Annotated in this window: 21 protein-coding genes and 3 pseudogenes; 9 read left to right on the plus strand and 15 right to left on the minus strand. The window is 72.4% G+C overall.

Features of this window, described 5'->3' with window-relative positions; all coding sequences use genetic code 11:
* Positions 1-83 precede the first annotated feature (83 nt).
* From ACYVMZ_RS21930 to ACYVMZ_RS21940, 3 genes are all read left to right on the plus strand, one after another.
* Positions 84-515, plus strand: a complete 432-nt coding sequence (locus ACYVMZ_RS21930; protein WP_461082205.1) for an HIT family protein — start codon at positions 84-86, stop codon at positions 513-515.
* A gap of 123 nt (positions 516-638) precedes the next feature.
* Positions 639-1526: a Gfo/Idh/MocA family protein gene (locus ACYVMZ_RS21935; protein WP_461082207.1), complete on the plus strand. Its 888-nt coding sequence runs from the start codon at positions 639-641 to the stop codon at positions 1524-1526.
* A gap of 96 nt (positions 1527-1622) precedes the next feature.
* Positions 1623-2231, plus strand: coding sequence for a GNAT family N-acetyltransferase (locus tag ACYVMZ_RS21940; protein ID WP_461082209.1), 609 nt, complete (start codon positions 1623-1625; stop codon positions 2229-2231).
* A gap of 10 nt (positions 2232-2241) precedes the next feature.
* Here ACYVMZ_RS21940 and ACYVMZ_RS21945 read toward each other — a convergent pair.
* Positions 2242-3021: pseudogene (locus ACYVMZ_RS21945) on the minus strand (GNAT family N-acetyltransferase); the annotation flags it as partial.
* A 322-nt stretch (positions 3022-3343) separates the two neighbouring features.
* Here ACYVMZ_RS21945 and ACYVMZ_RS21950 point away from each other — a divergent pair.
* The 3 genes from ACYVMZ_RS21950 (at position 3344) to ACYVMZ_RS21960 (ending at position 6319) form a co-directional block, all read left to right on the plus strand.
* The gene (locus tag ACYVMZ_RS21950; protein ID WP_461082211.1) at positions 3344-4546 is read left to right on the plus strand and encodes a glycoside hydrolase family 64 protein; all 1203 of its coding nucleotides are present in this window, start codon (positions 3344-3346) and stop codon (positions 4544-4546) included.
* A gap of 47 nt (positions 4547-4593) precedes the next feature.
* Positions 4594-5715 carry a PP2C family protein-serine/threonine phosphatase gene (locus ACYVMZ_RS21955; protein WP_461082213.1) on the plus strand — a complete coding sequence of 374 codons (1122 nt, stop codon included), beginning with the start codon at positions 4594-4596 and terminating at the stop codon, positions 5713-5715.
* Positions 5716-6106: 391 nt separating this feature from the next.
* Positions 6107-6319 carry a hypothetical protein gene (locus ACYVMZ_RS21960; RefSeq protein WP_461082215.1) on the plus strand — a complete coding sequence of 71 codons (213 nt, stop codon included), beginning with the start codon at positions 6107-6109 and terminating at the stop codon, positions 6317-6319.
* Between the two features lie 258 nt (positions 6320-6577).
* On the opposite strand, the gene ACYVMZ_RS21965 is transcribed toward ACYVMZ_RS21960, so the two are convergent.
* The 4 genes from ACYVMZ_RS21965 to ACYVMZ_RS21980 form a co-directional block, all read right to left on the minus strand.
* The gene (locus ACYVMZ_RS21965) at positions 6578-7075 is read right to left on the minus strand and encodes a DUF5709 domain-containing protein (RefSeq protein WP_461082400.1); all 498 of its coding nucleotides are present in this window, start codon (positions 7073-7075) and stop codon (positions 6578-6580) included.
* Positions 7076-7250: 175 nt separating this feature from the next.
* The gene (gene nicT, locus ACYVMZ_RS21970; RefSeq protein WP_461082217.1) at positions 7251-8399 is read right to left on the minus strand and encodes a Nickel transporter NicT; all 1149 of its coding nucleotides are present in this window, start codon (positions 8397-8399) and stop codon (positions 7251-7253) included.
* Positions 8400-8545: 146 nt separating this feature from the next.
* The gene (prcB, locus tag ACYVMZ_RS21975; protein ID WP_461082219.1) at positions 8546-9394 is read right to left on the minus strand and encodes a proteasome subunit beta; all 849 of its coding nucleotides are present in this window, start codon (positions 9392-9394) and stop codon (positions 8546-8548) included.
* Between the two features lie 124 nt (positions 9395-9518).
* Positions 9519-11015, minus strand: a complete 1497-nt coding sequence (locus ACYVMZ_RS21980) for a hypothetical protein (RefSeq protein ID WP_461082221.1) — start codon at positions 11013-11015, stop codon at positions 9519-9521.
* 278 nt (positions 11016-11293) lie between these two features.
* Here ACYVMZ_RS21980 and ACYVMZ_RS21985 point away from each other — a divergent pair.
* Positions 11294-11431, plus strand: a pseudogene (locus ACYVMZ_RS21985) (ArsR family transcriptional regulator); the annotation flags it as partial.
* A gap of 3 nt (positions 11432-11434) precedes the next feature.
* Here ACYVMZ_RS21985 and ACYVMZ_RS21990 read toward each other — a convergent pair.
* From ACYVMZ_RS21990 to ACYVMZ_RS22000, 3 genes are read right to left on the minus strand one after another with little or no spacing between them, the layout of a single operon-like run.
* Positions 11435-13789: a glycoside hydrolase family 65 protein gene (locus ACYVMZ_RS21990; RefSeq protein ID WP_461082223.1), complete on the minus strand. Its 2355-nt coding sequence runs from the start codon at positions 13787-13789 to the stop codon at positions 11435-11437.
* The gene (locus ACYVMZ_RS21995; protein ID WP_461082225.1) at positions 13786-14523 is read right to left on the minus strand and encodes an HAD family hydrolase; all 738 of its coding nucleotides are present in this window, start codon (positions 14521-14523) and stop codon (positions 13786-13788) included. Before ACYVMZ_RS21995 ends, ACYVMZ_RS21990 begins: the two co-directional genes overlap by 4 nt.
* Positions 14520-14771: a Cif family virulence factor gene (locus tag ACYVMZ_RS22000; protein WP_461082227.1), complete on the minus strand. Its 252-nt coding sequence runs from the start codon at positions 14769-14771 to the stop codon at positions 14520-14522. The genes ACYVMZ_RS21995 and ACYVMZ_RS22000 overlap by 4 nt, the downstream gene beginning before the upstream one ends.
* Before the next feature lie 131 nt (positions 14772-14902).
* Here ACYVMZ_RS22000 and ACYVMZ_RS22005 point away from each other — a divergent pair, with 131 nt between their 5' ends.
* Entirely contained in the window at positions 14903-15565 is a 663-nt protein-coding gene (locus ACYVMZ_RS22005; protein ID WP_461082229.1) for a nucleoside/nucleotide kinase family protein, read from the plus strand.
* Positions 15566-15628: 63 nt separating this feature from the next.
* Here the strand turns inward: ACYVMZ_RS22005 and ACYVMZ_RS22010 are convergent.
* The 7 genes and pseudogenes from ACYVMZ_RS22010 to ACYVMZ_RS22040 all read right to left on the minus strand — a co-directional run bounded on the left by ACYVMZ_RS22010 (position 15629) and on the right by ACYVMZ_RS22040 (position 24346).
* A pseudogene (locus ACYVMZ_RS22010) lies at positions 15629-16608 on the minus strand (alpha/beta hydrolase).
* A gap of 20 nt (positions 16609-16628) precedes the next feature.
* Complete coding sequence (locus tag ACYVMZ_RS22015) at positions 16629-17687, minus strand: hypothetical protein (RefSeq protein WP_461082231.1); 1059 nt, start codon at positions 17685-17687, stop codon at positions 16629-16631.
* 148 nt (positions 17688-17835) lie between these two features.
* Positions 17836-19665, minus strand: a complete 1830-nt coding sequence (locus tag ACYVMZ_RS22020) for a hypothetical protein (RefSeq protein WP_461082233.1) — start codon at positions 19663-19665, stop codon at positions 17836-17838.
* Positions 19666-19671: 6 nt separating this feature from the next.
* Positions 19672-20550: a carbohydrate ABC transporter permease gene (locus ACYVMZ_RS22025; protein ID WP_461082235.1), complete on the minus strand. Its 879-nt coding sequence runs from the start codon at positions 20548-20550 to the stop codon at positions 19672-19674.
* A gap of 22 nt (positions 20551-20572) precedes the next feature.
* The gene (locus ACYVMZ_RS22030; protein ID WP_461082237.1) at positions 20573-21550 is read right to left on the minus strand and encodes a carbohydrate ABC transporter permease; all 978 of its coding nucleotides are present in this window, start codon (positions 21548-21550) and stop codon (positions 20573-20575) included.
* A 46-nt stretch (positions 21551-21596) separates the two neighbouring features.
* A complete protein-coding gene (locus ACYVMZ_RS22035; protein WP_461082239.1) occupies positions 21597-22928 on the minus strand; it encodes an ABC transporter substrate-binding protein in 1332 nt (443 codons plus the stop codon).
* Between the two features lie 296 nt (positions 22929-23224).
* Positions 23225-24346: an ROK family transcriptional regulator gene (locus tag ACYVMZ_RS22040; RefSeq protein ID WP_461082241.1), complete on the minus strand. Its 1122-nt coding sequence runs from the start codon at positions 24344-24346 to the stop codon at positions 23225-23227.
* Between the two features lie 240 nt (positions 24347-24586).
* Here ACYVMZ_RS22040 and ACYVMZ_RS22045 point away from each other — a divergent pair, with 240 nt between their 5' ends.
* Complete coding sequence (locus ACYVMZ_RS22045; RefSeq protein ID WP_461082243.1) at positions 24587-25486, plus strand: N-acetylglucosamine kinase; 900 nt, start codon at positions 24587-24589, stop codon at positions 25484-25486.
* Positions 25487-25526: the final 40 nt, after the last annotated feature.

The raw sequence follows: 25526 nt of genomic DNA on the forward strand, positions 1-25526 counted from the left end.
GATGCCCTCTCACCTTCCCTGCTTCAGGGCGCGTCAGCCGACCCGGGCACGTCCCGGTCACCGGGAAATGTGATACTCACCGCATGCCAACGCTCTTCTCCCGGATACTCGCAGGGGAACTGCCCGGCCGGTTCGTCTGGCAGGACCACGAGGTGGCCGCTTTCCTCAGCATCGCCCCGCTGACACCCGGTCACACGCTGGTGGTACCACGGCAGGAGCTGGACCAGTGGACCGACGCGGACGACGGCCTGCTGGCCCGCTGCATGACCGTGGCGCAGGCGGTCGGCCGCGGGGTGAAGCAGGCCTGGGACGCGCCCCGCGCCGGACTGTTCATCGCGGGCTTCGAGGTTCCGCATCTGCACATCCACGTCGCTCCCGCGTGGGGCATGGGTGACTTCGACTTCTCCACGGCGGAGGTCGAGAAGGACGAGGCCAAGCTCGACGACGCGGCGGCGCGGCTGCGCGGTGCCCTGCGGGAACTCGGTTTCGGCGCGCACGTCCCCGCGGACATCTGAGCGGTGCACGGACCGCGGGAGGGGTTGCTCACCGACCGGGTCCGTGTGACACGCTCAGCGGCGACCGACCGGGGTGCCACGACCGGTCGGCACCCGGCTTCGGCATCGCGGAGAGGCGGCGGCATGCGCATCGGACTGCTCGGCACCGGCCCCTGGGCGCAGGCGGCGCACGCCCCCGCCCTGAGCCTGCACGAGGAACTGGACTTCGTCGGCGTATGGGGCCGGCGCCCCGACGCCGCCAAGGAGCTGGCCGCACGGCATGGGGCGCGTGCGTACGACGACGTCGACGCGCTGCTCGCCGACGTGGACGCCGTCGCCGTCGCCCTGCCCCCTGAGGTGCAGGCCCGCCTCGCGGTGCGGGCGGCGCGCGCGGGGTGCCATCTGCTGCTCGACAAGCCCCTCGCGCCGACGGTGGAGCAGGGGCGGGCCGTGGTCGAGGCCGTGCGGGAGACCGGGGTCGCCTCCGTCGTGTTCTTCACGACCCGCTTCCAGCCCGAGCCGGAGGCGTGGATCGCCGAACAGGCCGGGGTGCGGGGCTGGTTCACCGCACGGGCGCAGTGGCTCGGCGCGGTGTTCACCAGCGACAGCCCGTTCGCCGCCTCGCCGTGGCGGCGGGAGAAGGGCGCCCTGTGGGACGTGGGCCCGCACGCCCTGTCCGTGCTGCTGCCGGTGCTCGGCGACGCGCGGCGCGTGACAGCTGCGGCCGACGGTCCCGGGGACACCGTCCACCTCGTCCTCGACCACACCGGCGGCGCCTCCAGCACCCTCACCCTGAGCCTGACGGCACCGCCCGCGGCGGCCGGTGCCGCCGTGGAACTCCGCGGCGAGGCCGGGGTCACGCTCCTGCCCCAGAGCTCCGCAGGAGCGGTCCCCGCCCTCGTCCGGGCGGCAGACGCCCTGCTCGCCACCGCCCGCACCGGCCACCCCCACCCGTGCGACGCCGGCTTCGCGCTCCGCGTCACGGAGATACTCGCCACGGCCGAGACGATGCTGAACGGCGGCGCCCGGTAGGGCTGTTGCGACCGTGCCGGGGCTGCTCTGTGGGTCCCGAGAGCGGGCCGGACCCCACCGCGACACCGAAGATCACAGGGGTACAGACTGTCCTGTATGCCGATGACGAACACGCCGAAGACGGCGACGATCGAGGACGCTCCGTCGATCAGCCGCATCTTGGCCCGCGCCTTCGACGACGACCCGATGATGCGCTGGTTCTTCCCGGGCGACGCCTCCCGTGAGGAAGGGCTGGGCCGCTACTTCACCGCCATCTTCACCCGGCAGTACGTCCACCACGGCGTGTGTGAGCACACCGAGGCGGCGGCCGCCTTCTGGGTGCCTCCGGAGGCGCAGGCCAAGGCCGTTCCCGACGCGGAGACCATCCAGGAGCTCCAGAGCATCCTCGGCGACCGAGCTCCGTTGTTGAGGGACGCCGTCGAGACCGCCGCCCAGCACGCACCCCGGGAACCGCACTGGTATCTGGCGGTGATCGGCGCCGACCCGGTCGGCCAGGGCCAGGGACACGGGGCCGCTCTGCTGCGCTCGGGGCTGGCCCAGGCCGACGCGGCGGGTCTGCCGACCTACCTGGAGTCCTCCAAGCCGTCCAACCTGCCCTTCTACGAGCACTTCGGCTTCACTGTGCAGGAAGAGCTGCGGCTGCCGGGGAACGGGCCGGTGCTGTGGGCGATGCGGCGCGAACCACACCGCCCGGCGGGCGCCTAGCAGGTCCTGGTCATGCCCGCTCGCGAGCCCCGGCACCGCCGGGGTCCGGCGGCAGGTGGAAGTTGAGACGCTCCCGGACCACCGGGAAGCCCGCCTTGGCGAAGTTCGCGGCCATCGGGACGTTCCCCTGGTCCGTCGCCCCGGCGACGAACTGCGCGCCCCGCTCGACCAGGAAGTGCGTGCACTCGGCCAGGAGGTCGTAGGCGTAGCCCTGGCCGCGGTGTTCCGGCAGGACGCCGATGAAACCGATGCACGGCCCCGACGGATTGTGCGCCGGGATGTGGATGCCCACCGGCTCTCCCTGCGGCGTGTACGCCACGTGCCACCATGCGCGCGGCGAGGGGCACCAGCGGAAGAAGTCGAGTTCCTCCTGCGCCGCCTGGTCGAGCCCGCCCTCCTCGATGGCCTTCAGCGCGTGGGCGTCCAGAGTGACGGAGTGGATGCGGCGCAGCGCGTCGAAGAACACCGCGTCGTCCGGTTCGGGACGGAACACCAGCCGCCCGGGCCGCTCGGGCAGCCCGCACGAGGGCGTCCACCGGTACAGGAAGCGTTCCACCAGCAGGTCGTACCCGGCTGCCCGTACGGCGGTGAAGCGCACCTCGGCGGCGGAGCGCGGGCCGGGGTCCTTACGCCAGCCGGCGGGGAGGTTCAGCTCCAGCTCGACCTGCCAGGGAGCGGTGCGCAGGAGCTCGGCCCCCGCCTCTTCCTCTCCCTCGGCCACGTCGAACCAGTTGAGGGTGACGGGCTCGGTGTCGTCGGGGCCGCCCCACCAGGCGCCCCGGGCAGCTACGGGATGTTCCGCCGGCCCGTACAGCGAATTTCGGCCCGGCGTGGAGCGCTCTCGGGAGGCCGGAGGGCTTAAGTGGCCCTTAAGAGGCAGTTAAGTGGCCCTGGGGAGTCGCCGGTTTGGTCAAGTACGCGCACATCGCCCGGAGTTGGCGGCACGTCAGAACGGTTGGCAGGTGCGGTGCCCGTGCGTAGCATCAGGGCCCCGCGGCGGCGTCGACGTACCGTCTGAGAGCGCTCTCACTCCCCCATGCCTCTCAGGTCTCCCCCCGCGCGCTCGCCGCCGCGCCCCACCACCCGCACGAGCATGTCAGGAGACCCCCCACATGACTCCTCGTCACCAGCGCCGCCCCGGACGCCGCACCTTCCTCGTCGCCCTCGGCGGAGCGGTCGTCGCCGCGCCCGCCGTCGCCGCACTGGCTCCGCACGCCCTCGCGGGCACCACCGAGGACGGCAGCACGGCGGCGGCCGGCTCCCTGCCGTTGACGATCGTCAACAACAGCGGTTCCTTCGCCAACACCAGCGTCCACGTCTACATCGTCGGCAACCAGGACGGCCGGCAGGTACGGGTCAGGCCCGACGGCACCCTCGCGCCGGTGGCCCTGTCGGACAACGGCCCCGACGGCTTCACCGACTACGCGATCGGCCTGGCCGGCAGCGGCGAGACCCGGCTGTCCCTGCCGTACATGTCCGGCCGGATCTACGTGTCGCTCGGCGCGAAGCTCAAGTTCAAGGTCGTCACCGACGGCAACGGCAACCCGGCGCTGCAGTACCCGGCCGGCTGGGTCACGTCCGACCCCAACTACGGGGTGCTGCACGACTGTGCCGAGTTCACCTACAACTCCTCGGGGATGTTCTGCAACACGACCATGGTCGACATGTTCAGCGTGCCGCTGAGCATCCGGCTGACCGGTGCCAAGGACCAGACCACGGGTACCCTGCGCGACGGCGGCCGTGCGGCCGCGTTCGCCGCCGTCCGGCAGGTGGAGGAGTTCGCGCGGCTCGCCGTGGACGACACCCGGATCATCGCGCCGGGCCACGGGCTGGACGCCGGCCTGTTCCCGAAGGACTACTTCGCCCCGTACATCGACGAGGTGTGGAGCACGTACACCGGCCGGGACCTGACCGTGACCACCAACGTGGGCACCTTCACCGGCCGGGTGCGCGGTGAGCGGCTCACCTTCGACGGTCCGGCGCAGGTCTCCTTCGGCAAGCCGTCCACGCGGGACGTGCTGTTCTGCGACGGCGCGCTCGCCGCCCCCAACGACGGCACGACCGGCCCCGTCGCCGCCGTGCTCGGCGCCGGCTTCAACCGCTCGACCCTCCTCAGCTCCCCGGCCCAGCCGACCACCGACGCCGCGTCCTTCTACCGGACCGGCCTCACCAACCACTACGCCAAGGCCATGCACGCGGCCACCCGGGACGGCAAGGCGTACGGCTTCGCCTTCGACGACGTGGCCGACTTCGCCTCGTACATCCAGGACACCGCCCCCACGGGGCTGCGGCTGACGCTCACGCCCTTCGCCTGACGCCGCCCCGGCGTGCGGCGCCCGGCCGGTCGTAGCAGCGTGGTGATGTGAGTGCGGTGCGCGGCCGGGCGCCGCGCCGGGACCGGGAGCGGGACCGGCGGGGCTGGCTGCGGGGCGCGCCGCCGCCGGGCTGGTTCCGGGTCCTGCCGGCCGCCCTGCTGGCCGCCGTGTGCGCGGCGGAGCTGATCAGCCCCGAGCCGCTGGACATCGGCTTCATGCTGGGCGCCATTCCGCCCCTGGCGGTCCTGTCGTGCGGGCCGGTCGTGACCGCGGTCCTCGGCGCCCTGGCGGTGGCCGTGCTGACCACCCCCGTCTTCCGGCTGAACGACCCTGGCAACACCGATGTGCTGACCGTCGGCTTCGTCGCCGCGCTGAGCGTGCTGCTGTCCTTCGTCCGCGCCCACCGTGACGCCCAGCTGCTGACCGAGCGGGCCGTGGCGCAGGCCGCGCAGCGTGCCGTCGTACCGCCGCTGCCGGAGCGGGTCGGGCCGGTGCGGTGTGCGGGCCTGTACCGGGCGGCGCAGCACGGGACGCTGGTCGGCGGTGACTTCTTCGACGTACGCGCGGGCCCGCACGGCGTACGGGCGGTCATGGGGGACGTGCAGGGGCACGGGCTGTCGGCCGTGGCGACGGTCGCGTCGCTGCTGGGCGCCTTCCGGGAGGCGGTGCTCGACCAGCCGGACCCGGAGTCGATGGCGGCCCGGCTGGACCGGAGGCTGGTGGTGGACTCGGCGGACGAGCCGCACGGCGAGCTCTTCGCCACGGCGGTGCTGCTCGCGTTCGCCGCCGACGCCCGGACGGTGCGGATCGTGGCGTGCGGGCATCCCGGTCCGCTGCTGCTGCGTGACGGCCGGGCCGTCGAGCTGGAGGTCGAGCCGGGTACGCCACTCGGGCTGGGTCTGGCCGAGGCCGCCCCGCCCGTGGCCTCCGCGGTGCGGCTGCGTCCCGGGGACCGGCTCTTCCTGGCCTCCGACGGCGTCACCGAGGCCAGGGACGGCGCCGGGGCCTTCTATCCGCTGGCCGAGCGGCTGGCGGGCCGCGCCGAGGAGGATCCCGCCGCGCTGGCCGAGCACGTGTGGGCGGATCTCGTCCGGTACTGCCCGGACGTACGCGACGACGTCACGATGCTCGTGCTCGCGCCCGGGCCCGGACCCGGGGGCCGCCGCTGACGGCGCCCCGGTGCGCCGTGCGATCAGGGGGGAGCTCAGTGCTCGGCGATCACGCAGACGTGCTGGGAGGCGGGGTTGAGCAGGCCGATCACGCTGATCGTGTTGCCGGCAGGGCCGCGCTCGCCAGGCCCACCACGGTCATGGCACGTGTGGCCCTGGCATGCTCCTGCCAGTGTCAGGGACATGGGCTTGGGGCCGTCGGTCTCGCCGGTGGCCGGGGCCAGGTTTCTCCCGGGCCCGGGAAAGGTACCCCTGCACGCATAGGAAGCGGCCCCCTCACAGCGGTACCCGCGCTTTCCGGATGCACGGCGCGCTCCCGCGTTGAATGGTGATATCGGACCCGATGACAGCACCGGGGCCGCAACAGCGATCCGGACCCGAGGAGCAGAAGATGTCGACCTCACAGCCCGACGCGTCCGCGTCCCGGCCGCCCGAGGACCGCACCACCCCGGACAGCCTGCTCCACGCCCGCACCGGCACCGACGTGTCGCCGGAGGACCTGGTCCTTGCCTCTGGCAAGGACCTCACCCCGCGCAACCTGGAATGGGCCAAGCGCAAGCTGGCGGCCGAGGGGCCCGCCGCCCTGGACAAGCTGCTGCCCTGAGCTGCGGGGCACGGCGCGGGACGCCACCGACCCGGCGCGGGGCGGGGCGCGCCGGGGCGGGCCCGTGCACGCCGTCGCAGCACCCACACGGGTGGCGTGGGCGGCGGTTCAGCGTCTTCGACGACCGGGCCACCGACGGGTCGGGCCAGGTCAGATCAGGCCGGGTCAGACTCGCGCACAGCGCCGCGGCAGCCGCCGCAGCTCGCGGGGCGCCGGGCTGAACTCCGAACTGACCTCCGGACTGAACTCCCCAGGAATCTAAGGGAGTTGCCCCTCCCCTTCGCCTTCCGGCAGGGCGGTCTCGTCCTCGACGACGTGTACCGCGGCCTCCTCCGCGCCGGCGGCTCCGCCGTCGATGCCCACGTCGGTCGCCACGGCCTCCCAGGTGGTGTCGCTGCGGACGCCCTCGTCGGGCTCGACCAGACGGCCGGCGCGTGCCGTGCCCGCCTCTGGATCGATCGGTTCGCCCTCTCCCTCGGGGAGGTCGCCGATGTCGTCGCCGGGCGGCTCGGACACGTCGGGCACTTCCTGGGACAGCCGCTGGTCGACGGTCTCGCCCTCGCGCTGCTCGGCGGCGGTGGTGCCGTGCTTGGTGACGCCGAGCGGCTTCTCCGGCGGGGAGTAGCCCTCGTCGAGGGTGTCGTCGTAGGTCCGTTCGTCAACGGCGTCCTGCAGGTCGAGGGGCGCGGCGTCCTCCTGCTCCTCGTTGGTTCCGGTGGGCTGGTAAGCGTCGTCCGCCATCGCCTCGGGGCCCATCGGTTCCGTGCCCATGACTGCCTCCTTGTCGCGCTGCGTCGACTCGTTCGTCTCACGTGCCCGTTCCGCGTTTCCCGTTACGCGGTCTCTAACCTCGGCAGACGCCCGGACATCACCCGTTGGGACAATCTTGAGACCTCAAGAAGGTGGGCTCACCCTCACTCGTATCCGCCCCTTACTCGGCGGGCCGGGCAAGATCCGCCGTCCATCTGTCCTCGATGCGGCCGGCCTTCCACACCAGCAGGGCCACGGCCCAGGTGGCGAAGAAGAGGGCGACGACGGCGTAGCCGAGGGTGTTGAGGTCGATCCCGGAGATCCAGTCCCAGAACGCCCCGTGCAGCCCGAGCTTCTCGGCGAGCAGGCCGAGGAGTTCGACGGTGCCGATGAGCAGGGCGACGGCGACGGACAGGCCGGTGATGGTGAGGTTGTAGTAGACCTTGCGGACCGGCTGGGAGAAGGCCCAGCCGTAGGCGAAGTTCATGAACGTGCCGTCGATGGTGTCCAGGAGGCACATCCCGGCGGCGAAGAGGACGGGCAGGCACAGGATCGCGTACCAGGGCAGTCCGGAGGCGGCGCCCGAGCCGGCCAGGACGAGCAGGGCGATCTCGGTGGCGGTGTCGAAGCCGAGCCCGAAGAGCAGCCCCAGCGGGTACATCTGCCAGGGCTTGGCGACCGACCGCGTGACGCGGCCCAGGAGGCGGTTCATGAAGCCGCGGCTGGTGAGCTGTTCCTCCAGGGCGGCCTCGTCGAAGGCGCCGGAGCGCATCCGGCGGAACACCTGCCAGATTCCGGCCAGGATGACGAGGTTGACGGCGGCGATGGCGTACAGGAACGTCCCGGAGACGGCCGTGCCGATCAGGCCGGTGATGTCGTGCAGGGACGAGCCGTCGTCACGGACCGGCCCGGCCAGGGCCTTCACACCCAGGGAGAGCAGCAGCGCCAGGGCGAGGACGACGCTGGAGTGGCCGAGCGAGAACCAGAAGCCGACGGACAGCGGCCGCTGCCCCTCCCCCATCAGCTTGCGGGTGGTGTTGTCGATCGCGGCGATGTGGTCGGCGTCGAAGGCGTGCCGCATGCCGAGCGTGTACGCGGTGACGCCGATGCCGATAACGAAGGACTGGGCGCCGATGCGGTGGTGCTCCGGGACGACGACGGCCACCAGAGTGACCCAGCCGATCACATGGAGGGCGAGGATGAACCCGGCCATCCCCCCTGCCCTGATCCACTCCTGCCGCGTCATGGAGCTACGAACGCGGTGCCGGGCCGTACGCTGGGCGGGGCCCGGCGCGGGGAGGGTCGGAGTGGAGTCAGGGGCGGCCGTCATCGGGGGGAGGGACCTTCCGGCGGGACTTTCGGCTGGACGGCTGCGGTGAACAGCCTTGTGCCATCCTCCGGTACATGCAACTCATGTGCAGTAAAGGCCGCGACAGGTCTTGCCCATGGAAGCGGAAACTCCGGCGGGGACCGTCGTCACACGGCCGCGTTCGGTCCGTCCGGCCGGCTGCCGCGCTGCTGGACCATCTCGCGGCTCAGTTCCGCCGTCTCGGCCTCGGGCAGTCGCTCGAAGCCGTCGTCGGTGATGACCGAGACGATGGGGAAGATGCGTCGGTTGAGGTCCGGCCCGCCGGTCGCTGAGTCGTCGTCGGCCGCGTCGTACAGCGCGTGGAGGGCGGCCAGGGCCGCCTCACGCCGGGACATGCCCGGCCGGAACAGCTTCTTCAGCGCGCCCCGGGCATAGGGGGAGCCTGACCCCTCGGCGTGGAAGCCGGACTTCTCGTACGTGCCGCCGGCGACGTCGAAGCCGAAGACGCGGCCGCGTGCACCGTCGGGGGCCGTGACGTCGTAGCCGGCCAGCAACGGGACGACGGCGAGGCCCTGCATGGCCTGGCCGAGGTTCTGCCGGATCATGCCGGCCAGCCTGTTCGCCTTCGCGGCGAGGGTCATGGGGATGCCCTCGATCTTCTCGAAGTGCGTCAGCTCCACCTGGTACAGCTTCACCAGGTCCAGGGCGAGCCCGACGGAGCCGGCGAAGGCCACCGCGGTGTGGTCGTCGGCGGGGTGCACTTTTTCCAGGTCGCGTTGCGCGATCAGGTTGCCCATCGTGGCCCGGCGGTCGCCGGCGATCAGCACGCCGTCGCGGTAGGTCAGCGCGAGCACGGTCGTGCCGTGCGGCACCTCGTCGGCGCGGACGCCGTCCGGGAGGACGCGGCGCGTGCTGAGCAGCTCCGGGCGGTGGGCCGCCAGGAACTCGGTGAAGGACGACGTTCCCGGAGTGAAGAACTCCTCCCCCAACCGGCCGTCGTGGTCGCTCACCGCCATGACGTTCCCCCCTCATTCGTCAACCGACACCCGACTCCTACCGGAACCGGGTGGACGGGAAACACCGGTCGCCGTCACCACGCCCGGCGGTGGGCGCGCGCCGCCGGGCGCCGGCGGTCCCTTGTCACGAGGGATCGTTCCGCAGGGCCGCCGGTGCGACGCGGACGTGCAGCTCGCCGATCCGGTGGACGGTCCAGGAGCGGGCGTAGCGGGGCGGGATGCCGTCGAGCGGGGCGAGGTGGGCGACCGGGATCCGGCGTGCGGTGCCCCGGATCTCCGCCGCCGTGGTGTTCTCGTTGTGGCCGGCGGTCGCGCCGGAGGAGCAGCCGGCGTAGTAGCCGATCGGGATGGCCTCGTGTCCGGTGATCAGGCAGGGCGGGCGGACGCCGAGGCGGTGCAGCTCGGTGGCGGTGCGGGCCCAGTCGCGGCGGTTGTCGGTGTTGCGGTCCACGGTGCGTGTGAGGACGGCGAGTTGCACGGCCAGGTGCCCGGCCAGCCCGAGCGCGACGACCGTCGCGACGACCGGCCGCCACCGGCCGCCCGGCGTCCTGACCAGGTGCCACAACGCGTCGGCGACCGGGATCGCCAGCAGCGCGTAGGCGGGCATCAGGAAGCGGGGCGCCGCGTAGCCGATCATGAACAGGTACGGCAGGGCGGCCGTCGTGGCGCAGGCCAGCGGGAGCAGGGTGCGCGCGGTGCGGCGGGCCCGGACCGCGACGGCCAGGCCGAGGGCGGCGAGCACCGGCAGGGCGAACCACCACAGGGTGACCAGTGGGTGGGGCATCGACCCGGTGCACGGGCGGCACAGGGCCCGGCCGCCCAGGCTGCGCAGCTGGTCGTCCACGGCGATCTGCCAGCCGAGGCCGCCCTGGATCTCGGACGCGTCGTGCAGCCGCTGCCCGAGACCGCCGTGGCCGACGTACGCCTCGATCACCCACTGGACGACGCCCGCCGCGAGGCCGACCAGGAGTGCGAGCAGGAGCCGCCAGTGGCGTCGCAGCAGTGTGAGGGCGAGCAGCGGAACCGTCACCCAGACCGCGTCGGTGGGCCGCATCCACGCCATGAGCATCGCTCCGACGGCGACACCCCACAGCGCGGCCCGCGCGGTGGGGTCGGACCGGAAGCGCAGGAAGCAGCCGACGCTGATGAGCGCGCCGATGGCGACCCAGTAGTTGGGCATGGCCTGCGGGCCGTAGAAGAGGGTCATCCACAGGGAGGCGAACAGGGCGCCGCCGACCACGAGGACCCGGGTCGGGAACAGGCCGCGCCAGGTGCGCAGGGCCAGGTAGAGGGCGAGGCCGGACAGCAGGGCGAGGTAGACGCGCAGCAGCGGGGTGGACGACGACCAGGACGCGACGGGCGCCACGAGCAGGGAGACGCCCCGGGAGCGCGGTGCGCTGAAGAACGCCGCCGGTGCGTGCTCGCTGACCTGGCTGACGTACACCACCTCGTCCCAGCCGAGGCCGAGCACCGGGCGTACGAGGACGAGCTGCGCCAGTGTGAAGACGCCGGCCACCGCCGCGAGGGGAGCACTGCCGCGGGCCCGGCGGGGCGTTCCGGACGCGGTCGTCTGGTCGCGTCGTCGCATACCGACGAGGATGGCGTTGGCGCCGTTGGTCATCGTCCACCCCTCACCCCTACAAGTCGTAGGGTTTCTCAGGACCCCACAGCTTCACGAGCTGAAGGCGGAAGCCAGTCAAAACATGGACAAACTAACCCGCGTGTCACGGGGGTGCAGGGTGATATACGGCCAACTGCCTGACCCGCCGTACGCCCCGCACGGGCCTGTCGGCCGGGGTCAGCCAGCCGTCGCGGGACGGGTGGCCACGAACAGGGCGCCCGCCAGTCCGGCCGCCGCGAGCAGCGCGCCGAACGCGGTGGTGGCCGCCGACAGGCCCACGCGCGCTGCGGGAGGCCGGGCTGATCCGGCAGCGGCAGTACGGGCTGGAGCGGCACAGCCGCGTCCGGATCGACGACCTTCAGGCCCGTTTCCCGGGCCTGCTGGACCTGGTCGCCGACTGGACGCCGCCCGCGTGAGGCTCAGCGGACGTTCGGCCTGCGGTGCGGGGGCTGCTCGGGGACCGGGCGCGGCCTGACCGCGGGTACGGGGCGTTCGACCGGGGCGTCCTCGCGGACGGTCAGCTCCTCGCCGTGGTGGCGGATCGTCAGGGGCAGTCCCGAGCGCAGCGTGTACGTGGCCCGGTCGGCCGCCAGCTCCACGCGCAGGCACCGGCCGAGGAACCGCACCGTGAAGGCGAGGCGGCTGAACTTCGCGGGCAGGCGCGGCGCGAAGCGCAGGGCGCCGTCCTCGCAGCGCATGCCGCCGAACCCGGCGACCAGCGCCATCCACGTGCCCGCCAGAGAGGCGATGTGCAGTCCGTCGCGGGTGTTGTGCTGCAGGTTGTGCAGGTCCATCAACGCGGCCTCGGCCGTGTAGGCGTAGGCCAGGTCCAGATGGCCCGCCTGGGCGGCGACGACGGCCTGGACGCAGGCCGACAGGGAGGAGTCCCGTACGGTCAGCGGCTCGTAGTAGGCGAAGTTCCGGGCGATCTGCTCCTCGTCGTAGAACTCCTGGAAGAAGCTGCCGCAGGTGTACATCGCCAGCACCAGGTCGGCCTGTTTGACGACCTGCTTGCGGTACAGGTCGAAGTACGGGAAGTGCAGCATCAGCGGGTACTGGTCCGGGCCGGTGCGGTCGAAGTCCCAGCGCTGGTAGCGGGTGAAGCCGGCGTGCTGTTCGTGGACGCCGAGTTCGTCGTTGTAGGGGACGTGCATGGCCTCGGCGGCGTCCCGCCAGGCGGCGCTCTCCTCCTCGTCGACGCCGAGCCGCGCGGCCTCGTCGGGGTGGCGTTTGCAGGCGTCGGCGGCGGCCAGCAGGTTCGCCCGGGCCATGAGGTTGGTGTACGTGTTGTCGTCGGCGATCGCGCTGTACTCGTCCGGTCCGGTGACGCCGTCGATGTGGAAGGTGCCCCGGTCGTCGTGGTGGCCGAGGGAGCGCCACAGCCGGGCGGTCTCCACGAGCAGTTCGACGCCGACCTCGCGTTCGAAGCACTCGTCGCCGGTCGCCGCCACGTACCGCACCACGGCGTCCGCGATGTCGGCGTTGACGTGGAACGCGGCCGTGCCGGCCGGCCAGTACGCGGAGCCTTCCGAGCCCTCGATGGTGCGCCAGGGGAACGCCGCGCCGCACAGGCCGAGTTGGGCCGCGCGCTCCCGGGCCGCGTCCAGGGTGTTCTGCCGCCAGCGCAGCGCCTCGGCGGCGGCCTTCGGCTCGGTGTAGGTCAGCAGGGGCAGCACGAACGCCTCGGTGTCCCAGAAGGCGTGGCCGTCGTAGCCGGAGCCGGTCAGTCCCTTGGCGGGGATGGCGCGCTGTTCGGCGCGGGCGCCGGCCTGCAGCACGTGGAAGAGGGCGAAGCGGACGGCCTGCTGGATCTCCTCGTCGCCGTCGACCTCTACGTCGGCGCGCGCCCAAAAGTCGTCGAGGTAGGCCTGCTGGTCCTCCAGCAGGCCCTGCCAGCCGCTGTGCCCGGCCGCCGCCAGGGCCGCCTCGACCTGGTCGCTCATCGCGGGCCGGGAGCGGGCGCCGGACCAGCCGTGGGCGACCAGTTTCTCCACGCGCAGGCTCTGCCCCGGGTCGAGGACGGAGGTGATGGTCAGGCGGGCCACGTCGACGTTGCTCTCACTGCTGGTCGTGGTCCGTTCCGGGCCGGTGACGACGTGGTCGGCGGCGACGGCGACCCGCAGGCCGCTGCGGCGGGTGCGGTGCACCAGGCGCAGCCGGTTCCCGGAGGCGAGGTCCTCCTCCGGTTCCAGGGGCGACTTCAGCGCCTTGGCCGCGCGCGGGTCGCCGTCCGGGGAGGGCAGGCTCTCGTTGGCGACCAGCTCCGACTGGACCACCACGCGGGTGCGGCTGTCGACGGGCTCGACCTCGTACGCCACCGCGGCGATCGCCCGCTGGGTCAGGGAGACCAGCCGGGTGGAGCGCACCCGTACGGTCGAACCGGCCGGGGACGTCCACTCGCAGGACCGCTCCAGCACGCCCCGGCGCAGGTCCAGGGTCCGCTCGTGCTTCACGAGCCGCCCGTAGCGCAGGTCGAACGGCTCGTCGTCGACCAGCAGCCTGAGCACCTTGCCGTTGGTGACGTCGATGGCCGTCTGGCCGGACTCCGGATAGCCGTAGCCGGCCTCTGCGTACGGCAGCGGGTGCAGTTCGAAGACGCCGTTGAGGTAGGAGCCGGGCAGGCCGTGCGGTTCGCCCTCGTCGAGGTTGCCGCGCCAGCCGACATGGCCGTTGGACAGCGCGAACACCGACTCGCTCTGGGCCAGGACGTCGAGGTTGAGCTCCGTCTCCCGCACGGTCCACGGCTCGACGGCGTACGCCCGCTGCGCGATCACTCCTTGCCCCCCAGTTCGGCGAGATCCTTCACGACCCGGTCCGCGCCGTGCGCGTACAACGCGTCGGTCTGGCCGACGCGGTCGACGCCGACGACGTACCCGAAACCGCCCGCGCGGCCCGCGTCCATGCCGGCCAGCGCGTCCTCGAACACGGCCGCCCGCGACGGCTCGACGCCGAGGTCCCGGGCGGCGGCCAGGAAGGTGTCGGGGCGCGGCTTGCCCGGCAGGTGCCGCTCGACGGCGACCACGCCGTCGATCCGTACGTCGAAGAGATGCTCGGCGCCGATCGAGCGCAGCACGTCCAGGCAGTTGGCGCTGGAGGAGACGATCGCGGTGCGCAGGCCGTGGGCGCGGGCGGCGTCGATGTAGCGCAGGGTGCCGTCGTAGGCCTCGACGCCCTGGGTGCGGATCTTCTCCAGGAGCAGCTCGTTCTTGCGGTTGCCGAGCCCGTGCACGGTCGGGGCGTCGGGCGGGTCGTCGGGTTCACCTTCGGGCAGGTGGATGCCGCGGGAGGCGAGGAAGGTGCGGACGCCGTCCGCGCGCGGGCGCCCGTCGACGTACTGGTCGTAGTCGTCCGCGTCGAACGGGCGGAAGTTCTCGCCGTCGCGTTCGTGCAGGAAGGTGTCGAACGTCTCCTTCCAGGCGGCCGCGTGGACGACGGCCGTCTTGGTGACGACACCGTCGAGGTCGAAGAGGCAGGCCTGGATGTCTTCGGGAAGACCGAGCTCCGTCATACAGGACCGGTTCCCCGGGCGAGGGCGTCCACCGAGTGGCGCACGCCACACCGGCTCAGTCGTGCGGGAACGAGTGGTGCTCGTGTGCGACCAGCGGCCGGGCCGCGAATGCCCTCGTGGGGCGGCGGCGCGTCGTACATGGCGATGTCCTCGGCACGGTCGTCGAGGACGCCGTCGCGGTCGCCCCGGTGGACGGCCTCGGCCCACCTGGTGATCTGCGCGCGGATCCGTGCTTCGTCGTCGGACACGGTACGGCTCCCTCCTTCCCCACTCGCGTACGGATGGGACTCCCGCAGGGACGAGGCCCCCCTGCGGATGGGGCTCCGCCTTCCGCGGAAAGTCATCGATCGGCTGTGCGCAGGGTGACACACTCTCCTGTGTGGCGCTCACCTTCGACGACCTCCTCAGCCGCGCCCGCGCCCTCCCCCGGGACGGCCGGCGCGCGATCCTCGGCATCACCGGCGGCCCCGGGGCGGGCAAGTCGACGCTCGCCGAGCACCTGGTGCGGGAGCTGAACGCGGGCGGGCAGCCGTGGGTGGCGTACGTCCCCATGGACGGCTTCCACCTCGCCGACGCCGAACTGGACCGGCTCGGCCGCCGGGACCGCAAGGGCGCGCCCGACACCTTCGACGCGGCCGGGTACGCGGCGCTGCTGCGGCGCCTGCGCGAGGAGGCGTACGGGGACGTGGTGTACGCCCCCGGCTTCGAACGGGTGCTGGAGCAGCCGATCGCCGGGGCTGTGCCGGTGCCGCCGACGGCCCGGCTGGTCGTGACGGAGGGTAACTACCTGCTGCTGGACACCGGCGCGTGGGCCCGGGTCCGGTGCCAGCTGGACGAGGTGTGGTTCTGCGAGCTGGAGGAGGCCGAGCGCGTCCGGCGCCTGGTCGCCCGGCACGAGGCGTTCGGCAAGAGCCATGAGGAGGCCGTGGCGTGGGTGCTGCGCACCGACCAGCGCAACGCCGAGCTGGTGGCCGCGACCCGGGGCCGGGCCGACCTCGTGGTGCCGGTGTCGGCGCTGCCGCGTGTGGACGCGCAGGCGTGAGGACGACCGGCCGGCTCGCCCTCCTGTACCGGGCGAACAGCGCTGACGTTCCGCACGGCTTCGTCAGAGGGCGAGCGCGGCGAGCCAGTCGGTCAGGAGCTGGTTGGTCTCCTCGGGGCGTTCCTGCTGGATGAAGTGGCCGCAGCCGTCGAGAACGCGCGAGACGGTCAGGTTGGGCAGGGTGGTGGGGTACGCCTCGATCGCCGCCGCCAGCCAGGTGGTGGATGCGTCCAGGGCCCCGCCCACGAACAGTGACGGCTGGGTGAGGGAAGCGCCGGCGAAGCCGGCCAGGTCCTCCCAGTCGCGGTCCATGTTCCGGTACCGGTTCAGGGCCGCGGTCATTCCGGTGCGTTCGAACTCCCCGGCACAGACGTCGAGGTCCCGCTGGCTGAGCCAGGCCGGCAGCCGGCCTGGAACCGGTCGCGCAGCGTCCCGCCGCGGCTGATGAAGTGCGGGTCCGGGGCGCCGGGTGCGGGCATGGTGTCGGCGGACAGGGCGGCGTAGAAGCCCGCGAGCCAGCCGCGGACATCGGGCTCGATCTCGGCCTCGGCCCGGCCCCGCTGCTGGAAGTAGGAGACGTAGAACTCCTCCTCGCCGCCCATCCGGGCGAAGACCTCGCTGGGCCTGGGGCCGCCGGGCGGGGTGTAGGGCACGCCGAGCAGCCCGACCGCCCGGAACACATCCGGCCGCAGGAGTGCGGAGGTGGCGGCGATGGTCGCACCCCAGTCGTGTCCGACGATCACCGCCGACCGCTCCCCCAGGGCGTCCACCACGGCGACGTCGTCCGCCACCAACTCGACCATCCGGTAGGCCTCCACCGCCCCGGGCCGCGAAGAGCGGCCATATCCGCGGACGTCGATCGCGGCCACCCGGTAGCCGGCGGCTGCCAGCGCCGGCAGCTGGTGCCGCCACGCGTACCAGGACTCCGGAAAGCCGTGCACGAGCAGGACCAGCGGTCCGCTGCCCTGCTCGACCAGGTGGATGCGACCGGCCGGTGAGGACACCAGACGGTGGATGCGGTCGGCGGCGGGGACGTGCTGCATGGGGCCTCCCGGGCGTGGTCCTAGAACGGGTGAGCGTACGGCTGCTCCCTCACCCGGTCGTGGATGCCGCGCAGCCACGGCTGACGGACGGCGGGCAGTCGTGCCAGCGTCGCGAGGAACAGTCCCGAGACGGGCTGGAACGGCCACCGGGGATACGGGGGCGGCGGATCGTCGCGAAGGACACCGTCGGGCAGGCCGCCGGTCACGGGAACGGGCAGCCGGTCGTGACCGAAGGCCAGGTGCAGCCACACGTCTGCGGCCAGCGGCACGGTGGCCGCCGCGCCGGCCGGCTGCCACGTCCTTCCCGTCTGCGGATGGCGCGGGACCAGGGCGATGTCGGGATCGGGGTCGGGGGTGGGCAGGTCCGGTCCGGCCAGGGCCGCCCGCTTCGCCGGCGGTCCCGGCGGGAGCAGTGCGTCCAGTGCGCGGCCGAGGGTGTCCGCGAGGAGGCCGTCGGGGAGGGCCACGGGTGTACCCCCCGAGGCCGCCAGCAGATGGGCCAGCGCCGCCCCGGCCGTCGTCTCCCAGCGCGGGTTCCACGCCCCGGACTGGTCGACCGGCGGTGTGCCCTCCCACTCCCGCGCCAGCGCCTCCCAGGGGACCGTGCGGCGCACCGGGCCCTCGACGGGGAGGCGGCGCACCGCGTCCGGGACGAGCCATACCGCCTGCCAGTACGAACAGTCGTCGATGCGGGTCGCCACCACCCGCCCGCATCGCGCGCAGGCCAGGTTCGGGCCGTCCCTGCCGTCCAGCCCCAGGCAGTAGCCGTCGCAGCGCTCGGGGATCAGGACCGTGCCGCGGAGGTCACCGGGCGCGACGACGATCGCTCCCCGTGGCCCGAAGGACAGGCCGTGCACGGGCGCGAACACGCCTCGGGCTTCGGCTTCCTCAGCCCCGATCTCGCTCCACGGCCGCCAGGGCGGCCCGGAGGGCTCCGGGTCGACGGCGTACATCCCGGGTTCCATGAGGGCGGGAAGCAGCCCGTGTCCGTACGTGTGGTGGGCGTGTTCGGGAAGCGCGACCTGCGACACGGGGGCGGTCAGCACAGCGCCGCACCCCGCACACGCGAACACCGCCACGCTTCCTCCCCGCCCCTGGACACGCGAATTATCCGGGCTCGCCGATCGACGGCCAACCGCTTTTCGCCGCACAGGAGAACAGCGGCGAGCCCCTCCAGGCACTCGCCGCCCCGGCACCGGCCGTGCGCGATCCCTCCGGCCGGCCGTCTCAGCCGGTCAGCGCCAGCTCCGGTTCCGCGTGGGCACCGCCCGCCGCGTCGCCGATCACCGCGGTGAACGCCTCGGTACGGACCCTCAGGCCTACCCCGTCCCGGTCGAACGTGGGGGTGAACGCGCCGTCCTGGCCGTAGCGCACGGCGAAGACGTGCAGGTCCTCGGGGGCGCCGGGGGCCGGTTCGGCCTCCAGGGCCGTCGAGGCGACCAGGTGGCGCCAGCCCTCGTCCGGGTTGCCGTAGCCGCGCGGGTCGGCGGCCAGGGCGAAGGCGGCCTGCTCCTGGGTCGTTTCCGCGCGGGCGTCGAAGTGGTCGGCGGTGTCCGTGGCCGGGTGGGTCAGGCGCAGTTCCCCTGCGGCGGTGACCTCGGCGTCGGCGGTCCGGCGGACGCGGTCGCCGTCGTCCGCCGCGTACGGCAGCCCGGCCAGCAGGTACGGCGTGCCGGGCAGGCGCTCGACGGAGACCGTCATCCACAGGCGGGTGCCGTCGGTGACGTACAGGGACTGGACGTGGCGCAGGACGTGGTCGCGGCCGACGACCGGCTTGGTGACCAGCTTGGCGGCCAGGCCGTCGGCGCGGACGTCACGGACACGGACCTCGCCCATCGGGCGGCACAGCAGGAAGCCGTCCAGGACCGGGCCGAAGCCGTGCTGGCGGTTGACCGCGGCGGGGAGGTAGTACCGTCCCGCGGCTTCGACGAGGGCGGGGGTCATGCGGTCGTCGAAGGCCACCGACACCGCGCCCGCGCGCAGTTGGTGCCGGGCCGGGGCCGTCGACGGGGTGCGGTGCCAGCGGGTGGTGTCCTGGATCTGCCAGACCAGCATGAAGGCGAAGTGGCCGTCGATGCCGCCGTCCGGCTTGACCGCGTGGCGGGCCCAGCGGGTGTCGCCCCGGTAGCGGCCGAGGTCGGAGCCGATGCGCCGGCTGAAGTAGCGCAGGCCGAGGACCGCTTCGAAACCGGAGTGCTGTTCGCTGTAGCGCGGCCCGCCGTTGTCGAAGCCGCCGCTGGTCAGGCGCGCGTCGATGTAGCGGGCGAGCACGTCACCGTCCTCGGCGAAGATCTCCTCGCCGCTGACCCGGTGCGCCTGGGCGAGGAAGGACAGGGAGATCGGGCCGTAGTTGTTGTCGTACGCGCCGCCGTGCTCGGGCGGCAGCAGCGCACCCCGGTCCCGGACCCGGCGGGCACGGATCTCGTCGGCGTACAGGCTCATCGCCCGCGCACGGACCGGCTCGCCCTCCCCCGGCGGGAGATGGCGGGCCAGCATCAGGCCGCCGACCACGCAGCCGATGGCCTGGTTGCCCGCCTCCTGCGGGTTGAAGAAGGTCGCCTCGGTCAGCCAGCGCCAGTAGCCGTGCGCCAAGTCGAGGAGTTCCGCGCGTTGTCCGTCGTCGGCGAGGCCGTCCGCCACCTCCAGCACGTTGACCGCCTGAAGCAGCGCCCACACCGTGCTCGGCCAGTCGCCGATGGGGTGCGCGCCCGGTTCCAGGACGTAACGGGCGTACGGGAGACCGGAGTTGCGGACCGTCAGGTTCGGGTAGCCGGGGTTGTCGTCCCTGAACACCCGCTCGCGCAGGTGGAAGGCGAGGCTGCGGCGCACCGCCTCCGGCAGGCGCGGGTCCTTGGTGCGCTGCCAGGCGAGCGCCAGCAGGGAGGTGATGCCGAGGGAGGTGTCGCCGATGTCGTCGCCGGCGGCGGGGTGTTCGAGGTTGCCCTCGGGTGTGATGCGGGCCAGGGCCTGTTCGGTGACGTCCGCGAGGACGGCGTCGTAGGCCTCCGGCGTGTCCGCCAGGTCGTGCAACGGGGCGCGCTGGTGCGGCAGGTGCATGTCGTCTCAGCCCTTCATCCCGGAGGTCGCCATGCCTTCGACCAGCCTCTTCTGGAAGACGAGGAAGCAGATGAGCGTGGGCAGGAGAGCGAGTGTCGACATCGCGAACATCGCGCCGTACGAGGAGCCGCTGGTCTGGTCGATGTACAGGGTCAGGCCGAGGGGCACGGTGAAGCGGTTGTTCTGCTGGAGGTAGACGAGCTGGCTGAAGAAGTCGTCGTAGGTCCAGATGAAGGTGAAGATGATCGTGGTGATCAGGGCCGGGCGCATCAGCGGCAGGATGATCTTCAGGTAGATCTGCAGCGGGTTGGCGCCGTCGATCATCGCGGCCTGGTCGAGTTCGCGCGGGATGGAGCGGATGAACTGGACCATCAGGAAGATGAAGAAGGCGTCCACCGCGAGGAACTTCGGCACGATCAGCGGCAGGAACGTGTTGATCCAGGTCAGGTTGTAGAACAGCGTGTACTGCGGGATCAGGGTGGCCTGCATCGGCAGCATCAGCGTGCCGAGCATCAGGCCGAACCAGATCTTCTTGCCGCGGAAGTCGAAGCGGGCGAAGGCGTAGGCGGCCAGCGAGCAGGAGATGACGTTGCCGATCACCGCGCCGATCGTCACGATCAGCGAGTTGGTGATGTAGAGGGAGAAGGAGTTGCCGGAGCCGCTCCAGCCCTCGGAGTAGTTCTCCGGGCGCACCTCGTCCGGGATCAGCCCGGGGTGGGTGAAGATCTCGGTGTCGGGCTTCAGGGAGCTGCTGAGCATCCACAGCAGCGGGTACAGCATGAGCAGGGCCACGCCGATGAGCAGCGTGTGGAGCAGGATGCGGCGGGGGCCGGTGAGGGAGCGCAGCTTCCGCAGGGGCTTCACGGCCGGGGTGATGGCGGACATGGGGTGACGTACTCCTTGGCGCTCAGTCGTCGTAGTGGACCCAGTAACGGCTGGCGATGAAGTTGATCGCCGTGAACACCGCGATGACCAGGAACAGCACCCAGGCCAGCGCCGAGGCGTATCCCATGTGCAGTTCGGTGAAGCCCTTCTTGTACAGGTACAGCGAGTACAGCATCGTCGAGTTCAGCGGGCCGCCGCTGCCGTTGCTGACGACGTACGCCGGGGTGAAGGTCTGGAACGCGCCGATGATCTGGAGCACGACGTTGAAGAAGACGATCGGCGTGAGCAGCGGCAGCGTAATGCGGAAGAAGCGGGTCAGCACGCCGGCGCCGTCGATGGCGGCGGCCTCGTAGACGTCCTTCGGGAGCTGCTTGAGGCCGGCGAGGAAGATGACCATCGGGGTGCCGAACTGCCACACCGCCAGCAGGATCAGCGTGTAGAGGGAGGTGTCGGGGTCGGAGATCCAGTCCTGGCCCTTGATGCCGAACCAGCCGAGGAAGTCGTTGAACAGGCCGTCCCCGCCGAACAGCTGCCGCCACACGATGGCGATGGCCACCGCCCCGCCCAGCAGCGACGGCAGGTAGAACGCGGCGCGGTAGAAGCCGAGGCCGCGCAGCGGCCGGTTGAGCAGGATCGCCACGGCCAGCGCGAGGGCCAGCTTCAGCGGCACCGACACCGCCACGTACAGGACGGTCACCTTCACCGACTGCCAGAAGACCGGGTCGTCGGTGAACATCTGGCGGTAGTTGTCCAGGCCGACCCACTGCGCGGGCGTGAGCAGGTCGAAGTTGGTGAACGACAGGTACAGCGAGTCGAGCATCGGATAGATCGTCAGCCCGAACAGGCCGACGAACCAGGGGGCCAGGAAGAGGTACGGCCACCACCCGCCGCCCCGCCGTCTGGCGGCGCGGCGGCGCATACGGTCGCGCTCCCGCTGATCGGACGGGGTCGACGGAGCCGACGGCTCCTTGGCGACCTCGTCGGTGGTGGCGGTGGTCATACTCATCTCCCTGGCCTCTTCCCGTGGTTCAGCGATGCGGCGCGGACTACCCGGCCAGGATGTTCTGCGCCTGGTCGAAGAACTCGGAGAGCTGCGCCTTGATCGACTTCTTGCCGAAGGCGATCGCGAGGTTGGACTCGAACAGCAGGTTCCAGACCTGGTCGGCGCCCTGCGGCGGGGGCTGCGGGGCGGGCAGGACGTCGGTGGCCTTGGCGACCCGCTTGGAGATGTAGTCGGCCATCGCCATGTTCCGCTTGTCCGTGTCGTCCAGGCCGGCGGCGATGATGCTGCGGGCCTTCTCGGTCGGCGGGATGCCGCGAAACAGCTGCATGTCCTTGATGGCCGTCTCGTCCTGGGCGAAGAACGACATGATCTTCACCGAGTCGGCGATGCGCTTGCTGGCCTTGGTCGCGCTCAGCAGGACGCCGCCGTTGACGAAGTTGCCCTCGCGGGCACCGGACCAGTCGCCCCGCGGGGTGGGCAGGAAGTCCAGGGTGGCGTCGGTGATGGAGCCGCCCGCGCCGTAGACACCGGAGTCGAAGGTGAACAGGGTCTTGCCGATGACGACACCGTTCTTGGTGAGGTCGTTGTGTGCCGCGGAGGTGATGGCGGGCGGCGGGGAGGCGTTGTCCTTGCGCATCGACGCCCAGTACTCCCACCACTCCTGGAGGGTGTCCGGGGTGAAGCCCACGTTCTTGCCGTCGGTGGCGAAGAACTGCTGGCCCTTCTCCCGGGCGAAGATCTCGAAGCACTGGAGGGTGCCGCCACCGCCGTCGTCGACGCCGTAGATCTTGCCGCCGCTCTTCTTGTGGACGTCCGTGGCGACCTTCTTCAGGTCGGCCCAGGTCCACTCGGGGTCCGGGAACTTCAGGCCCAGCTTCTCCAGCCCGCTGCGGTTGACGGTGAGCTGGTTCACGCCGATGCCGGAGGGGACGCCGTAGAGCTTGCCGTCGACGGTGCCGGCCGCGAGGAGCGTCTTGGGGAAGCCGGTGAGATCGAGGGTCTTGCCGACGTAGGAGTCGAGCGGGGCGATGACGCCCTTGCGCGCGTACTGGGCGACGAGCGCGGTGTCCATCTGGACCAGGTCGGGGGCGCTGCCGCCGGCGATCTGGGTGTTGAACTTGTCGAAGTACCCGTCGTAACCCTGGTAGGTCTCCTGGATCTTGATCCTCGGGTTCTGCTTCTGGAAGTACGCAAGCGCCTTCTTGTAGGCCGCGTGCCGGTCGTCGCTGCCCCACCAGGTCATGGTCAGCTTGTCGGTCTTGGTGCCGGCGCCGGTGCCTCCGCCGCAGGCGCTGAGCGTGCCGCCGAGCGCTCCGGCGGCGGCCAGGCCGCTCGCGGTGCGGAAAAGGGTTCTGCGCGAGATGTGGTGACCCACGGGGTCCTCCCTGGATGTGCGTGTCGGCTCCCCGGCCGGTGAAGAACAGCACGGGTCACGTCCCTGAGGTGCGCCGTCGGCGCCTGCTCGATGCGCGCTCTCCGGTGCGCGGCCTCGCCCGGCCGCGCCGCCCTGAGGGCAGGTGGTCCCCGGCCGTCACTCCGGCCGCTGCCGTACGAGCACGCCCTCGTACGGTCGCCGTGCGGGTCGGCACGGCGGGACGCCTGGCCCGAGCCGGGGTCCCGCCCGGCTCAGAAAGCGCTTGTCCGGACATTGGCAGACCGAGCGGGAAACCGTCAATGCTTCGCCGTCATGGCTCCGGTCACGGTTTGGATTCCGTGGGCGACCGCCAGCCTGCTCGCGCCCGCCACGGTGCCGGTGTCGCCGACCATGCTGCTGACCACCTCGGTGGGCCAGCTCAGCCGGGCCAGTTCGGCCCGCACGCCCGGCAGGAGTTGCGGATCCGACCCGGTGGCGCCGCCCAGCACGATCAGGCCGGGGTCCAGCACGGCGGTCACGGCGGCGGCGAGACGCCCGATGTCGGTGGCGTGGCCGGCGACCACGGTCCGGGCCGTGGCGTGGCCCTGCCGGGCGAGGGCGAAGAGCCGTTCGGCGCTGCGCGGGCACGGGCCGTCGCCGTCCTGCCAGGCCTGAGAGGCCCGGCGCAGCAGAGAGCGCACGCCCATGTGCTGCTCCAGGCCCTCGTGCCGGGGCTCGCGGCCGTCGTCCCAGGGATAGGGCAGCCGGGCCACCTCACCGGCGGCGCCGTTCGCGCCGCGCAGCACCCGGCCGCCGACCACGATGCCGAGGCCGATACCCACGCCGATCCGCAGGTAGCCGAAGGTGTCGCGGCCGCGGGCGGCGCCCTCGTGCAGCTCGGCGAGCGCGGCGCAGTTGACGTTGTTCTCGACGTGGACGGGCACGCCGTCGGGCAGGGCGACGGCCATGGCGTCGAAAACGGGGCCGGCCTTGGCGGTCGCCGGGCGCTCCCCGGCGCCCTCCCGGTCCCGGGTGGTGACATCGCCGACGGCGACGACGACGGCCCGCAGCGGGGCCGTGTCGGGCAGCTCCTTGAGGACCTCGCGGACGGTGTCGGCGGCCTCCGGCCGTGAGCCGGTCTCCTCGGCGAGCAGCATGCCGTCCAGGGCACAGCCGCGCACCCGGGTCACGCTGGGGCCCAGGTCGACGGCGAGTACGGCGCCGGCGGCCGGGCCGAGCCGGTAGACGGCGGCGGACCGGCCGGTGGCACCGGAGGCGGTGCCCGAGTGGGCGGCTAGCCCGGCGGTCTCCAGCTCGGCCACGGCGGAGGAGACCGTCGGCTTGGACAGGCCCGCACCGGCCGCCAGCTGGGGGCGCGTGGCGGTGCCCGCCCCGGCCAGGACGTCGAACACCACGCGGGCACTCTCACTCAGCTGCATGTTCTCCCCAGGTCGTGCTGCTGCGGCGGTGACGGCCGCAAGGATGGCGCGTCATCGGGAATTCCGCGCCTCTTGACGCACTCTACTTCGTTAGTTAACTTCCTAACGAACTTCGCGGTACTCGCCTGCCGTGGCCGTAAGAAGCCCGTCCCGGGGCTTCCCGAACCTCTTCAACTGCCGTTCTCCGACGCACGGTTCGCCCGCCGTTCGCCGTGACGGCGCACCGACGAAAGAGGATCCGTGCAGGACTCCACGCTTTACGTGGTGGGTATCGACGTGGGCGGCACCAAGACGCAGCTGCGCGCCCTCGCGGGCGGCGAGCCCGTCGCCGGCCATGTCCGCCCGAGCAGCGGCTGGCGACCGCACGACCCTGTGGCCGCCGCCGACTGGCTGACCGCGCTGGTCCACGACACCCTGCCGGCGGGCGCCCGCCCGTCGGCCGTCGCGGTGGGCGCCCACGCCTGCGAGACGGCACGCCAGTGCGCGCGGATCCGCGCCGCGCTCCAGGAACGCCTCGGGGTTCCCGCACTGGTCGTGGGCGATGCCGAACTCCTCGTTCCCGCCGCCGGCTTGGACAAGGGGGTCGGTCTCGTCGCGGGCACCGGTTCGGTCGCGGTGGGCAGACGGCCCGACGGCACGCCGGTCCAGGTCGGCGGCTGGGGCGCGGTGCTCGGCGACGAGGGCGGCGCGGCCGGACTCGTCCGCGAGGCCGCGCGGGCCGTCTGGGCGGCGCACGACCGCGGGGAGCAGCCCGACGCGCTGGCCGCCGGGCTCGTCGCCGCGTTCGGCGTGCTCGAGGTTCCCGCGCTCGGGGCGGCTCTGGAGGCCGCCACGGACGTCTCCGCCGAGTGGGGCCGGCACGCGCCGGTGGTGTTCGAGGCCGCCGAGGCGGGCTCCGCGCTCGCCCGCACCGTGAACACCGAGGGCGGCCGGGCGCTGGCCGCGCTGGTCGTGCGCCTCGCCGAACGCGAGGTGCCCGTGGACGACGTCGTGGTGGCGGGCAGCACCGTCCTCGCCCAGCCCGCGCTCTACGAGGCCTTCGCCTCGGCACTCGCCGCCGCCCTGCCCGGTGCGCGGCCGCAGCCGCTGCGCGTGCCGCCGGTCGAGGGCGCGGTCGCGCTGGCACGTTCGCTTCGGTGAGCCGGCGGGCTCTCGTTCACCCGCGGGACAGGTCCCGGCC

Source organism: Streptomyces deserti (assembly GCF_054782695.1).